Genomic DNA, 12,489 nt, shown 5'->3' with positions numbered 1-12,489 from the left:
CGGGGCCGCAAAGATGTACGCCATGAGCGACCTCCCCCACGAGGACCTGGGCGCATCCTGGCGCAAGGCCCGTCCCCGGCCGGCCGGCCGGCACCTCGACAGCGCCGCGTCCAGCCGGCAGAGCCATCGCGCCCTCGAGGCGGCCGCGCACCACGCCCGGCACGAGGCCGAGCTCGGCGGCTACGTGGCCGAGGCCGCGTCGGACGACCTGCTCCAGCAGGGCCGGTCGGTCATCGGGGGGCTGGCCGGGATGGCCGCCGCCGACGTCGCGTTCGGAGAATCCGCGCAGGCCGCCCTCGTGGCCCTGCTGACCGGCTGGCGGCTGCCGGCCGGGTCGCGGGTGGCCTGCCTGCCGGGTGAGTACGCGCCCAACATCGCCCAGCTGCGCACCTACGGTCTGCGCCCCGAGCCCCTGCCGGTGGACGGCGTCGGCCGGGCCGACGTCGCCGCGGTCGCCCGCCTGCTCGCCGACGATCCGCCGGCGTTCGTCCACCTCACGCACATCCCGAGTCACCGCGGGGTGCTCCAGCCCGCCGCGGAGATCGCCGCGCTGTGCCGGGAGGCGGGGGTGCCCCTGGTGCTGGACGCCGCCCAGTCGCTGGGTCACGCCGACACCGACCTGGGGGCCGACGTCGTCTACGGAACCTCGCGCAAGTGGCTGGCCGGCCCGCGCGGGGTCGGCGTGCTGTGCGTGCGGCCGGCGCTCGCCCGGCAGCTCACCCCGGTGCTGCCGGAGCCGGAGGGTGTGCCGCCGATGCGGGCGTTCGAGTCCGGAGAGGCGCACGTGGCCGGCCGGGTGGGCCTGGTGGTGGCCGTGGGCGAGCACCTCGCGGCCGGACCGCACCGGGTCCGCGAACGCCTCGGCGCGATCGGCCGGGCGACCCGCGAGATCCTGGACGGCGTCGGCGGCTGGCGGGTCATCGAGCCGGTCGACGAGCCGACGGCGACCACCACGCTCACCCCGCCGGACGGCGTCGACGTCGTCGACGCCCGCACCCGGCTGCTCACCGAGCACGGCATCGTGCTGAGCGCGATCGGGCCGGAGCGGGCACCGGGCGAGATGACCGGCCCGGTGTTGCGCGTCTCCCCGCACCTCGACGCCTCGATCGACGACCTCGAGGCGCTCGCCGCCGCCCTGTAGGGGCCTTCATCAAGGCCCCTCAGAGGGCTGACTGCATCGCCCCGGACACCCGGCGGTGGACGGCGAGCTGCTCGTCGAGGCCCGAGTGCACCGGGACGCCGTCCTCCACGACGAGCCGGCCGCCGACGACGGTGTGCAGCGCCGCCACCGGTCCGCACCGCAGCCATGCCTCGACCGGGTCCGAGAGCGCGCCGGCGAACGCCGGACCGGTCAGCGGCCAGACCACCAGGTCGCCGCACGCGCCGACCGACAGCTCACCGATCTCACCGGTGCGGCCCAGGCACGCGGCGCCGCCGCGCGTGGCGATCTCCAGGGCGTCGCGGGCCGACATCGAGCCGGCGCCGTGGCGCAGCTTCCCCTGCAGCATCGCCGTCCGGGCCTCCAGCCACAGCGATGCCGAGTCCGCCGACGACGACCCGTCCACGCCGAGCCCCACCGGCGCGCCCGCGACCCGGAGCTCCGCGACCGGGGACAGCCCGCTGCCCAGGATCATGTTGGACGACGGGCAGTGCGCGGCCCCGACCCGCGCCGCACCCAGGCGGGTGACCTCCTCCGCCGAAGGCCAGACGACGTGGGCCAGCCACACCCGGTCGCTCATCCAGCCGACGTCGGCGAGGTAGTCGACCGGACGCCGGCCGAACTGCGACAGGCAGAAGTCGTTCTCGTCCTGGGTCTCGGCCAGGTGGGTGTGCAGCCGGACGTCGAGCCGCTCGGCCAGCTCCGCGGTGCGGCTCATCAGCGACGTCGAGACGCTGAACGGCGAGCACGGCGCGAGCGCGATCCGGGTCATCGCCAGCGGGGTCCGGTCGTGGTGGGCCGCGACCAGGCGCTCGGACTCGGCGAGGATCTCGTCGTCGTCCTGGACGACGCTGTCCGGTGGCAGCCCGCCGTCCTTGACCGACCGCGACATCGAGCCGCGGGTGAAGTGGGACCGCATGCCGAGGTCGCGCGCCGCGGCCACCTCGGCGGCGATCAGGTCGCCGGCGCCCCGCGGATGGACGTAGAGGTGGTCGGTGGACGTCGTGCAGCCGCCGAGCGCGAGCTCGGTGAGCCCGACGTAGGCGCTGACGTAGGCCGCCTCCTCGTCGAGCCGCGCCCACAGCGGATAGAGCGTCACGAGCCAGTCGAAGAGCCCGCCGGTCAGCGCGGGCGCGAAGGCGCGGGTCAGGTTCTGGTACAGGTGGTGGTGGGTGTTGACCAGCCCCGGTGTGACCAGGCAGCCCCGGGCATCGATGGTGCGGACGGCGTCGGGCGTGTGGTCACCCGGCCCGCCGACGCCGCTGATCGCGCCGCCGGTGACCGCGACCCAGCCGCCCGCGATCTCGCGGCGGGCGTCGTCGACGGTGGCGACGAGTTCGGCGTCGGTGATCAGCAGGTCGGCGCGCACGGGGCTCTCCACACCCGGCATCCTGCCGACGTCGTGTTTCGGGCGGGCGCCGGGCCCCTCAGCCCAGCGGTTCCTCGTCCACCTCGACGTCGAAGGTCGCGTCGTTGCCGTCGACCGAGGTCACCCGCACGGTGACCCCGTACTCGGTCGGGTCGTCACCGCCGGTCAGCGTGCACCGGGCCTCCTCGCCGACCTTGGCCTCGAGGTCCTCCGGGCAGCTGATCGTCGGGCGGACGCCGATCTGCTCCTCCAGCGCGTCCTCGGCGCTGGACGCAACCTCGTCGGCGCTCAGTGTGGAGGTACTGCCGACGCTGGCGCTGCAGGCCGCCAGGCCGGCGAGCAGGAACGGGAGAACGGCGAGCTCGCGAAGGCGGCGGGACACGGCAGCTCCTCGGGGGGAACGGAAGGGGCGACCCTATCGACGCCGACGCCCCACGCCCACGGGTTCGCGTGCGACCTCAGGCGGGCCCGTCGAGCAGCCGGGCGACCTGCGGGGGCAGGTCCGCGCCCAGCGGCCGGGCGCCGACCAGGCGGCCGGCCTCCTGCGGGGGCACCCCGACCGAGCCGAGCACCTCCAGCGCCTGGACGTCGGGCAGCGCGTCGAACCACCGCCGCCCCAGGGCCGCCCGCCCCGCGGGCGTGGGACGGCCCCACAACCGCAGCCGGGCCATGCCGCCGTCCGGGTAGACGTCCAGCCGCACCCGGTCGACGCCGGGCGCGCCCTCCAGGACGAAGCGGTGCCTGGTGTCGGGCTGCAGGCGGGTGCGCGGCAGCAGCGGGACCTCGCCGGCAGGCCCGCTGCCGGTGAGGGCCGCGGTGCCGGGGGCGTTGCCGAGGAAGTAGGAGGTGTCCAGCTCGAGCAGGGTCACCACGCCCTCGCAGGCCAGCTGCACCTCGACCCAGTCGTTGGCGGAATCGCGCCGCCGGGCGGTCTCCCAGCCCTCCCCCATCGAACGGGCCAGCCCCGGGGCGATCAGCTGGGACGGCCGGCCGTAGAACTCGTTGCTCACCCCGGTGACCAGGCCGCCGTTCTCCAGTGCCGCCAGGTCGAACGGGCCGGCGTCGACCAGCCTCGGGTCGGGCAGCGCCGTCCCGTGCACCCGCAGCCGCGCGACCCCGCCGTCCGGGTGGATGTTGAGCCGCACGTGGGTGACCCGGCGGTCGGAGAACACCGGGAAGTGGTTGTGGGTGTTGCCGGCCAGGTCGTGCAGCGCGAGCAGCGGCTGCCAGTCGGCCTTGGTCAGCTCGTCGACCGAGCAGTGCCCCTCGATCGCGGCGCCGTCGAGCGAGGCGTGCGGCGGATAGTTGCCGCTGAAGAACGCGGTGTCGACGACGATGCCCCCCACGATGCCGGGCGCGCCGAGCCGGACGATCGCCCAGTCGTGGCCGGGGGTGCGGCGGCGGCGGGTCTCCCAGCCGTCGTACTCCTTGCCCTTGTGGCCGAACTCGGTGCGCTCGACCGCCGGCTCGGGCAGCACGAGGTTCTCCCGGGCCGCGAAGAACTCGTCGTTGGCCGCCACCACCGCGCCGCCGAGCGCACGGCTCGCCAGATCGGGCAGACGGGTGAAGTCGGTCATCGAGCTCCCTCTTGTGCTGCGGATCGGCGCGGATCACTGTGGCACGACGGGGCCCGGACCTCGCACTCACCGCTGGGAGCACTGATGACGACGCCTGACCGCGACGACCTCGAAGCCCGCGCCAAGGACTACGTGGAGCACCTGCCCGCCGAGACCGCCCTCGGCAATCCCGACCCCGAGGGCGGCGACCAGTCCGACCCGAAGACCTTCGACGAGACGCGCAAGGGCAGCGAGGCCTAACCCCGGTCGAGCAGTCGTCCGATCGGGGAGCCGTCGGCGATCTCGCCGCGCAGCCACGTCCGCCGGACCGCGCCCGTCAGTGACCGCCCGGTGTAGGGCGTGACCGGGTTGCGGTGCTCGAGGTCGCCCACCGTCCAGCGCTCGTCGGGGGCGAATGCGACCAGGTCGGCGTCCCTCCCGACCTCGATCGCGCCCTTCGTGGACAGCCCGGCCAGCCGCGCCGGCGCCGTGGCCATCCAGCGCACGATCTCGGCCAGGGCGATGCCGCGTTCCCGGGCGCCGGTCCAGACCGCGGGCAGGGCCACCTGCAGTGAGGCGATCCCGCCCCAGGCCGCGCCGAAGTCGCCGTCCTCGAGCCGCTTGAGGTCCGGCGTGCACGGGGAGTGGTCGCTGACCACCTGATCGACGTCGCCGTCGGTCAGCGCCGACCACAGCCCCTCGCGGTGGCGCACCTCGCGGATCGGCGGGCAGCACTTGAAGGACGTCGCCCCGTCGGGCACCCCCTCGGCGGCGAAGGTCAGGTAGTGCGGGCAGGTCTCGACGGTGATCTGCACCCCCTCGGCGCGGGCGCGGCGCAGCAGCGGGAGCGCGTCGGCGTCGGCGAGGTGCACGACGTGGGTGCGCGCCCCCGTGTCGCGGGTCGCAGCCACGAGCCGGCCGATCGCCGTCTCCTCCGCCGCACCCGGACGCGAGGCGAGGAAACCGGCGTAGCTCGGGCCGACGGGGTCGGGCGCGGCCGCGATCACGTCGGCGTCCTCGGCGTGGGCGATCAGCAGCCCGTCGACGGCCGCCAGTTCGGCGAGAACCGCCCGCAGCCCGGCCTCGTCCAGCGGCGGGAACTCCGGCACGCCGGAGTCGAGCAGGAAGCACTTGAAGCCGACGACGCCCGCGTCGAGCAGCGGCCGCAGCTGGTCGAGGTTGCCGGGCACGGCCCCGCCCCAGAAGGCGACATCGGCCGCGACCTGCCCTTTCGCCGCCTCTCGTTTCACGTGCAACGCCTCGACCGACGTCGTCGCCGGGATCGAGTTCAGGGGCATGTCGACGATCGTGGTGACGCCCCCGGCGATCGCCGCGCGGGTGGCGGAGGCGAAGCCCTCCCAGTGGGTGCGCCCCGGCTCGTTGACGTGCACATGGCTGTCGACCAGGCCCGGCAGCAGCACCTCGTCGTCGGCCAGGGTGACGGCGTCGGCGGGCGCGTCGTCGAACGCGGTGACGGCAGTGATCCGCCCGTCCTCGGTGTGCACGGCGGCGGCCCGCTCCCCGTCGGGCAGCACCACCCGACGGGCGCGGACGACGAGACCGCTCATGCCGGCACCCGCACCGGCGCACCCGGCGTGAGCAGGGTCGCGGCCCGGACGACCCGGTGCAGCTCCGATCCCCAGGCCGTCGTCACCCAGCCGCCGGGGAGGGGTAGCCGGACGGCGTCGTCCCCCGTCAGGACGTCCGCCTCGTCGTCGCCGATGTGCACCGTGGATGCATAGGCCCGCGGGGCCACCGGTGGCAACCACGCGGGCTGGTCGGGTCCGAGCCCGACCGTCGTGTTCAACAGCGGGCGTCCCTCCCGGACGACGCGCACGGTCCCGGTCCACCGGCCCGGCTCCTCGCCGGTGCGGCCCAGGAGCACCTGCTCGGTGGCGGTCAGCGCTCCGGCCGGGCCGAGGTCGACGGTCAGCCCGGCGAGGTGGTGGGCGCCGGCCGCCACCACCGTGGGCTCGAGACGGAGGTCGAGCACGCCGTCGACGGAGGCGGTGATCCGCTGCGCCGACGGCGCGATGGCACCGCGGGCCGGTAGGGCGATCGCGGCGGCCACCGACCGGACGGCGAGGCACGCGCCCTCCTCGACGACCAGGGACACCTCGGCGTCGTCCCCGCCGAGCGGACCGAAGGCGGTGGCGACCAGGTGCACGGTGGTCGGGCCGGTGCGGCGCACGGCGAGCTGGCCGCTGGCCCGCACCACCGGCAGGACCGTCAGCCCACCCGGGCCCGGTCGGGCGACGATCTCGACGAACGTCTTCACGTAGTCTGCAGAGCCCGGGCCCGCACCTGCTCACGCACCCACTCCGCCACCGGGGCGGCCGTCGGGTCCTCGCGCAGCGAGATCAGCAGGGTCGGCTTGCCGCCCCGCACGGCGGCGGAGTCGCGGCGCATCACGTCCAGGTCGGCACCCACCATCGGCGCGAGATCGGTCTTGTTGACCACGAGCAGGTCGGCGGCGGTCACACCGGGGCCGCCCTTGCGCGGCACCTTGTCCCCGCCGGCGACGTCGATCACGAACACCTGGACGTCGATGAGCCCGTAGCTGAACGACGCGGTGAGGTTGTCCCCGCCCGACTCGACCAGGACCAGCTCCAGCCCCGGGTGCCGCGACTCCAGGAGTTCCACGGCGTCGAGGTTGGCGGTGATGTCGTCGCGGATCGCGGTGTGCGGGCAGCAGCCGGTCTGCACGGCCTCGATCCGGTCGTCGGGGAGGACGGCGTTGCGGCGCAGGAAGTCGGCGTCCTCGGTCGTGTAGATGTCGTTGGTGACAACGGCGAGGTCGTACTCCTCCCCCAGCGTCCGGCAGAGCGCCGCAGCCAGCGCGGTCTTGCCCGAGCCGACGGGACCGCCCAGACCGACCCGCAGCGGGCCGCCGTGGCGGTGTCCGTGCTCATAGGGGTCGACGTAGTCGTCCAGGTTGTGGTCAGGAGGCAAAGAACCTGTCCTTCCGTGCGGCGTGGACCTCGGCCAGCAGGTCGAGGAGGGGATCGGTGGCGGCCGAGATGGGGCCGTCATGACCATGAAGGCCGTCGGCGACCGCGTCGATCTCCGGCGCCAGCCGTGCGGTGACGGCGGCGACGGTGAGCGGGTCCATGGCGAGCAGGCGCTGCGCCGCCGTCGCCGGCCCGCTGATCGACAGGTAGGCAGCGGCCTGCGCGGCATCTCGCGGGCCGAGTCCGGCGACCGCCGCGGCGACGCCGAGCGCGATGGGGTGGTGGGGGAGTGCCGGTAGCGCGTTCCAGGCGCCCGACGGCCAGGCGCGGCGGCCGACCCGGACGAGGCCACGGCCCTGCTGCCGGGACGCCGCCCGCAGCGCCGGCGACGGCGTCCGTGCATCTGCCTCCACGTCGAGTGCCGCCAGGTCCGCAATGACACTGTCGCCCTCCGGGCCCCCTTCGTCGGGACCGATGGCAGCGCAGGCCGCGGTGGCCAACGCGGCGGCGACCGCCCCCGAGGTGGCCAGCCGACGGCGCAGGAACGCCGCCAGCGATCCCGGGTCATGCACCACCCCGGCCGCGATCGCCTGCTCGACGCCACCGGAGTGCGTGTGCCCGCCGGCCGGGAGCCGCGAGTCGGCGAGCGTGAGCAGCGCTGAGTTCATAGGAAAGGGCCCCCTAGAACAGGAAGTAGCGCTGGGCCATCGGCAGCTCGCGCACCGGCTCGGGCTCCCACACCTCGCCGTCCACGGAGACCGTGAACGTGTCGGGGTCGACGCGGATGTCGGGCAGCGCCGTGTTCTCCGGCATATCCGCCTTGGTCAGCCGCGTCGTGTCGGTGACGGCGACGAGCCGCCGGTCGACGGCCAGCCGCTCGGCGAGCCCGGCCTCGATCGCCGCCGGCGAGACGAAGTGGACGCTGGTCATGGCGGGGACCTTGCCGTAGGCGCCGAACATCGGCCGGGGCAGCACGGGCTGCGGGGTGGGGATCGACGCGTTGGCGTCGCCCATCTGCGCCCAGGCGATCATCCCGCCCTTGAAGACGACGTGCGGCCGGACGCCGAACATCTTCGGGTCCCAGAGCACCAGGTCGGCCAGCTTCCCGGGCTCGACCGAGCCGACCTCGCCGTCGATGCCGTGCGCGACGGCGGGGCAGATCGTGTACTTGGCGACGTACCGGCGGGCGCGCAGATTGTCGGCCGCGCCGTCCCCGGCCAGGGATCCGCGCTTGGCCTTCATCACGTGCGCGGTCTGCCAGGTGCGCAGCACCACCTCACCGACCCGGCCCATCGCCTGCGCGTCGGAGCCGATCATCGAGATGGCCCCGAGGTCGTGCAGCAGGTCCTCGGCGGCGATCGTGGTGGGGCGGATCCGGCTCTCGGCGAAGGCGAGGTCCTCGGGAACGCTCGAGTCGAGGTGGTGGCAGACCATGAGCATGTCGAGGTGCTCGTCGAGGGTGTTGACCGTGTGCGGCCGGGTCGGGTTCGTGCTGCTGGGCAGCACGTTCGGATGGCCGGCGACGGTGATGATGTCCGGCGCGTGACCGCCTCCGGCACCCTCGGTGTGGTACGCGTGGATGCTCCGCCCGGCGATGGCGGCGAGGGTGTCCTCGACGAACCCGGCCTCGTTGAGGGTGTCGCTGTGCAGCGCCACGGGGACCCCGTGTTCCCCGGCCACCGTCAGCGCGGCGTCGATCGCGGCGGGGGTCGAGCCCCAGTCCTCGTGCAGCTTGAAGCCGCTCGCGCCGGCCTTCAACTGCTCGACCAGCGACGCCCGGCTCACCGTGTTGCCCTTGCCCAGCAGCGCGACGTTGACCGGCAGGGGGTCCATCGCCTCGAGCATGCGGGCCAGGTACCAGTCGCCGGGCGTGATCGTGGTGGCCTTCGAGCCCTCGGCCGGGCCGGTGCCGCCGCCGATCAGCGTGGTGACGCCCGAGCCCAGCGCCGTCGGGACGATCTGCGGGCAGATGAAGTGGACGTGGCAGTCGATGCCGCCGGCGGTGAGGATCTTCACGTTGCCGGAGAGCACCTCGGTGCCGGGTCCGATGACGAGGCCCGGATGGACGCCGTCCATGGTGTCGGGGTTGCCCGCCTTGCCCAGCGCGACGATCCGGCCGTCGCGGATGCCCACGTCGGCCTTGACGATGCCCCAGTGGTCGAGGACGACGGCGCCGGTGATCACCAGGTCGGGGGCGCCCTCGGCCCGGGTGGCCCGGCCCTGCCCCATCGACTCGCGGATGACCTTGCCGCCGCCGAACACGGCCTCCTCGCCCGCCCGCCCCGGTCCGCCCGACAGGTCGTCGGTCACCTCGATCACCAGGTTGGTGTCGGCCAGTCGGACGCGGTCGCCGGTCGTCGGCCCGTAGAGCTGGGCGTAGCGCTCGCGGCTGAGCTGGACCACTAGAGGAGGCCCCCTTCGGCGGTGAGGCCCGGGACGACGCGCGCGCCGGCCAGCGGGACGAGCGTGACGCTCCGGGTGATCCCCGGTTCGAAGCGGACGGCGGTGCCGGCCGCGATGTCCAGCCGGTGGCCGTGAGCGGCCTCCCGGTCGAACACGAGGGCCTTGTTCGTCTGGGCGAAGTGGAAGTGCGAGCCGACCTGGACCGGCCGGTCACCCGAGTTGGACACCTCGAGCTCGATCCGCGGTGCGCCCGGCAGCGTCTCGATGACCCCCTCGGCGGGGAACACCTCACCCGGAATCATTGGATGGGCTGATGGACGGTCACCAGCTTCGTCCCGTCCGGGAAGGTCGCCTCCACCTGCACCTCCTCCAGCAGCTCGGGGACGCCGTCCATGACGTCGTCCCGGGTGAGGACCGTGCGGCCGGACTGCATGAGCTCGGCGACCAGGACGCCGTCCCGCGCGCCCTCCAGCACGTGGTCGGTGACGATCGCCGTCGCCTCCGGCAGGTTGAGCTTCAGGCCGCGCGCCCGGCGGCGGCGGGCCAGCTCGGCGGCGTAGGAGAGCAGCAGCCGTTCCTGCTCGTGCGGGGACAGGTGCACAGCGAGCGGACCTCCGGACGTCGGCGGAGCCCGGACGCTAACCCCGATGTGTGACGGGGCTGTTGCCCGGCTCCGCGAATGAGTGCTTGCGCGTCGCTGCTGGGTGGTCCTATGGTTCATTACATGGGTAACGAACCAAGGGACCAGGTCTCCCCTGGTATCGACCGGCGGACGGCGTGAACGAGGACGCCGGGCCGATCTTCCGGCAGGTCGCGGACCAGATCGAGAACGCGATCGTCGACGGGTCCCTCGCCGAGGAGACCCAGGCGCCCTCGTCCAACGAGCTCGCCGCCTTCCACCGCATCAACCCCGCGACCGCCGCCAAGGGCCTGAACCAACTGGTCGCTGACGGGGTCCTCTACAAGAGACGAGGAGTCGGGATGTTCGTCGCCACGGGCGCCCGCGAACAGCTGCTCAAGCGCCGCCGGAGCGAGTTCGCCGACCAGTACGTGCGCCCGCTGATGACCGAGGCGGAGAAGCTCGGGATCTCCGTACGCGAGCTCGCCGGGATGATCAACGACTGGGAGGGCGCGCGATGACCGCCGTCGCCACCGTCGACCACGTCTCGATGCGCTTCCGGGAGATCACCGCCCTGGACGACGTCACGACCGTGTTCGAGCAGGACAGCATCACCGGGCTGCTGGGTCGCAACGGCGCGGGCAAGACGACGCTGATGCAGCTCCTGACCGGCCACCGCGTGCCCAGCCAGGGCCGGATCGAGGTCTTCGGCGCCGCCCCGTACGAGAACGACGGCGTGCTGAGCCGGATGTGCTTCATCAAGGAGGGGCAGCGCTACCCCGACCACTTCCGGGTGGTCGACGCTCTGACGTCCGCGGCCATGCTCTTCCCCGACTGGGACGCCGACCTCGCGGCCGGTCTGATGAGCGACTTCGACCTGCCGGCGAAGCGGCCGATCAAGAAGCTGTCGCGCGGTATGACGTCCGCGGTCGGCATCGTGATCGGCCTGGCCTCCCGGGCGCCGGTCACGCTGTTCGACGAGCCCTACCTGGGTCTGGACGCCGTGGCACGGCAGTTGTTCTACGACCGGCTGCTCGCCGACTACGCCGAGCACCCGCGCACCGTCGTCCTCTCGACGCACCTCATCGAGGAGATCGCCGGCCTGCTGGAGCGGGTGCTGCTGATCGACCACGGACGGGTGCTCCTGGACGCCGACGCAGAGTCGCTCCGCGGCAGTGCGGTCACTGTCAGCGGCCCGGGGGAGGAGGTGCGCTCGTTCGCCCGGCAGCACGAACTGCTGCACACCGAGTCCCTGGGCGGCCACAGCCGGGCCGTCGTCCGCCTCCATGGGACCGCCGACCGTCACGCCGCCGCGGTGCACGGCCTCTCCGTCGAGCCAACCAGCCTCCAGCAGCTGGTGGTGGCGATGAGCCTGCAGACCCCGGCTCCGCCCAGCCCCATGCGGCTTGCCGCCTCCGACGACCTCGAGGAGGTCTCCTGATGAACCGCGTCCTGCAGGCAGCGCGCCTGCACTTCGTCCACCCCCTGGTCTCGCTCGCGATGCCCTGGGTGATCGTCGGCCTGAGCTTCACCATCAACCTGGCTGTCTGGCACCTCACGCCGGCCGGCGAACAGGACGGCGGCTTCACCGGCGGCATCCTGGCCCTCTACATCACGCTCCTGATCGGCTACCTCCAGGCGGTGACCCAGCTCCTCCCGTTCGGGATGGGCATGGGCCTGAGCCGCCGCGCCTTCTACGCCGGGACGGCACTCGTCGCCGTCGTCGAGGCCCTCATCTACGGCGTGGGCATCTCCGCGCTCACGTCCGTCGAGGACGCCACAGGCGGCTGGGGGGCACAGATGTCCTTCTGGGCGCCGGGGCCGCTGGACGTCGACAACCCGGCGCTGCAGGTCCTCGTGTCGGGCGCACCGGTGCTCGCGTTCGCGTTCGCCGGGATCGCGTGCGGGGTGGTGTCCAAGCGCTGGGGGCCCTCCGGCGTCTGGATCCTGTCCATCGCGTCGACCGTCGTCCTCGGCGGGCTCGGCATCCTGCTCACCTGGGCGGACGCCTGGCCGGCGATCGGACGCTGGTTCGCGGACCAGTCCGTCACGACCCTCGCCCTCGGGTTGCCCGTGGCGTTCGCCGCGGTCATCGCGGCCGCGTCCTTCGCCGTCCTCCGTCGGGTGGTCCCCTGACCCGGATCGCACGACACTCGGGCCCCTGCTCCGGCACGTGACAGAGCAGGGGCCCGCTGCATAGGTCAGGCGCACTCGGCACCCAGAGCACCGGCCGCGGTCCGACCATTCGGCGCGTTCTCCGGGCATGACGAAGGGGCCCCAGCACGAATGCTGGGGCCCCTTCGGTAATGGTTGTCCGGCGGCGTCCTACTCTCCCACCCCGTCTCCAGGGCAGTACCATCGGCGCTGAGAGGCTTAGCTTCCGGGTTCGGAATGAGACCGGGCGTTTCCCTCTCGCCATGGCCGCCGTAACT

At 73.5% G+C, this 12,489-nt stretch carries 15 protein-coding genes and 1 rRNA gene; 5 read left to right on the top strand and 11 right to left on the bottom strand.

The genetic code is table 11. The features are described 5' to 3' along the window. The first annotated feature begins 22 nt into the window (after positions 1-22). Positions 23-1,141, top strand: a complete 1,119-nt coding sequence (gene egtE, locus E4P38_RS14375; protein WP_167760565.1) for an ergothioneine biosynthesis PLP-dependent enzyme EgtE — start codon at positions 23-25, stop codon at positions 1,139-1,141. Positions 1,142-1,160: 19 nt separating this feature from the next. Here the strand turns inward: egtE and E4P38_RS14370 are convergent, their stop codons facing one another. The 3 genes from E4P38_RS14370 to alc all read right to left on the bottom strand — a co-directional run bounded on the left by E4P38_RS14370 (position 1,161) and on the right by alc (position 4,105). Further along, positions 1,161-2,549: an 8-oxoguanine deaminase gene (locus E4P38_RS14370; protein ID WP_135132504.1), complete on the bottom strand. Its 1,389-nt coding sequence runs from the start codon at positions 2,547-2,549 to the stop codon at positions 1,161-1,163. A 37-nt stretch (positions 2,550-2,586) separates the two neighbouring features. Continuing rightward, a complete protein-coding gene (locus E4P38_RS14365) occupies positions 2,587-2,910 on the bottom strand; it encodes a DUF4333 domain-containing protein (RefSeq protein WP_135132503.1) in 324 nt (107 codons plus the stop codon). 76 nt (positions 2,911-2,986) lie between these two features. Then, positions 2,987-4,105, bottom strand: coding sequence for an allantoicase (alc, locus tag E4P38_RS14360; protein ID WP_135132502.1), 1,119 nt, complete (start codon positions 4,103-4,105; stop codon positions 2,987-2,989). A gap of 84 nt (positions 4,106-4,189) precedes the next feature. On the opposite strand from alc, the gene E4P38_RS22955 reads away from it, so the two are divergent. Then, the gene (locus E4P38_RS22955; RefSeq protein WP_167760564.1) at positions 4,190-4,345 is read left to right on the top strand and encodes a hypothetical protein; all 156 of its coding nucleotides are present in this window, start codon (positions 4,190-4,192) and stop codon (positions 4,343-4,345) included. Here E4P38_RS22955 and allB read toward each other — a convergent pair. The 7 genes from allB to E4P38_RS14325 are packed head-to-tail and all read right to left on the bottom strand — an operon-like array spanning position 4,342 to position 10,039. Next, entirely contained in the window at positions 4,342-5,652 is a 1,311-nt protein-coding gene (allB, locus tag E4P38_RS14355) for an allantoinase AllB (protein ID WP_135132501.1), read from the bottom strand. The two genes, E4P38_RS22955 and allB, sit on opposite strands and share 4 nt — an antisense overlap. After that, positions 5,649-6,362 (bottom strand): urease accessory protein UreD, encoded by a 714-nt coding sequence (locus E4P38_RS14350; RefSeq protein WP_135132500.1) that lies wholly within the window; start codon positions 6,360-6,362, stop codon positions 5,649-5,651. The genes allB and E4P38_RS14350 overlap by 4 nt, the downstream gene beginning before the upstream one ends. After that, positions 6,359-7,036, bottom strand: coding sequence for an urease accessory protein UreG (gene ureG / locus E4P38_RS14345; RefSeq protein ID WP_135132499.1), 678 nt, complete (start codon positions 7,034-7,036; stop codon positions 6,359-6,361). The genes E4P38_RS14350 and ureG overlap by 4 nt, the downstream gene beginning before the upstream one ends. After that, entirely contained in the window at positions 7,026-7,703 is a 678-nt protein-coding gene (locus E4P38_RS14340; RefSeq protein ID WP_135132498.1) for an urease accessory UreF family protein, read from the bottom strand. Before E4P38_RS14340 ends, ureG begins: the two co-directional genes overlap by 11 nt. Before the next feature lie 13 nt (positions 7,704-7,716). Beyond that, on the bottom strand, positions 7,717-9,438 hold the full coding sequence (locus E4P38_RS14335; RefSeq protein ID WP_135132497.1) for an urease subunit alpha: 1,722 nt from the start codon (positions 9,436-9,438) through the stop codon (positions 7,717-7,719). Further along, positions 9,438-9,740: an urease subunit beta gene (locus tag E4P38_RS14330; protein WP_135132496.1), complete on the bottom strand. Its 303-nt coding sequence runs from the start codon at positions 9,738-9,740 to the stop codon at positions 9,438-9,440. The genes E4P38_RS14335 and E4P38_RS14330 overlap by 1 nt, the downstream gene beginning before the upstream one ends. After that, a complete protein-coding gene (locus E4P38_RS14325) occupies positions 9,737-10,039 on the bottom strand; it encodes an urease subunit gamma (protein ID WP_135132495.1) in 303 nt (100 codons plus the stop codon). The genes E4P38_RS14330 and E4P38_RS14325 overlap by 4 nt, the downstream gene beginning before the upstream one ends. Positions 10,040-10,215: 176 nt before the next feature. On the opposite strand from E4P38_RS14325, the gene E4P38_RS14320 reads away from it, so the two are divergent. Genes E4P38_RS14320 through E4P38_RS14310 form a run of 3 tightly spaced genes read left to right on the top strand, consistent with a single transcriptional unit; the run spans position 10,216 to position 12,193 of the window. Further along, positions 10,216-10,578, top strand: a complete 363-nt coding sequence (locus E4P38_RS14320) for a GntR family transcriptional regulator (RefSeq protein ID WP_135132494.1) — start codon at positions 10,216-10,218, stop codon at positions 10,576-10,578. Continuing rightward, the gene (locus tag E4P38_RS14315; RefSeq protein ID WP_135132493.1) at positions 10,575-11,498 is read left to right on the top strand and encodes an ABC transporter ATP-binding protein; all 924 of its coding nucleotides are present in this window, start codon (positions 10,575-10,577) and stop codon (positions 11,496-11,498) included. Before E4P38_RS14320 ends, E4P38_RS14315 begins: the two co-directional genes overlap by 4 nt. Beyond that, positions 11,498-12,193, top strand: coding sequence for a hypothetical protein (locus E4P38_RS14310; RefSeq protein WP_135132492.1), 696 nt, complete (start codon positions 11,498-11,500; stop codon positions 12,191-12,193). Before E4P38_RS14315 ends, E4P38_RS14310 begins: the two co-directional genes overlap by 1 nt. 176 nt (positions 12,194-12,369) lie before the next feature. Here E4P38_RS14310 and rrf read toward each other — a convergent pair. Further along, positions 12,370-12,486: ribosomal RNA gene (rrf, locus tag E4P38_RS14305) — 5S ribosomal RNA — on the bottom strand. Between the last annotated feature and the right edge of the window lie 3 nt (positions 12,487-12,489).

Source organism: Blastococcus sp. CT_GayMR16, from assembly GCF_004570875.1.
GTDB lineage: Bacteria > Actinomycetota > Actinomycetes > Mycobacteriales > Geodermatophilaceae > Blastococcus_B.
Note: the sequence above shows the minus strand (reverse complement) of the source record. Positions and strands in the feature narration are given on the sequence as shown.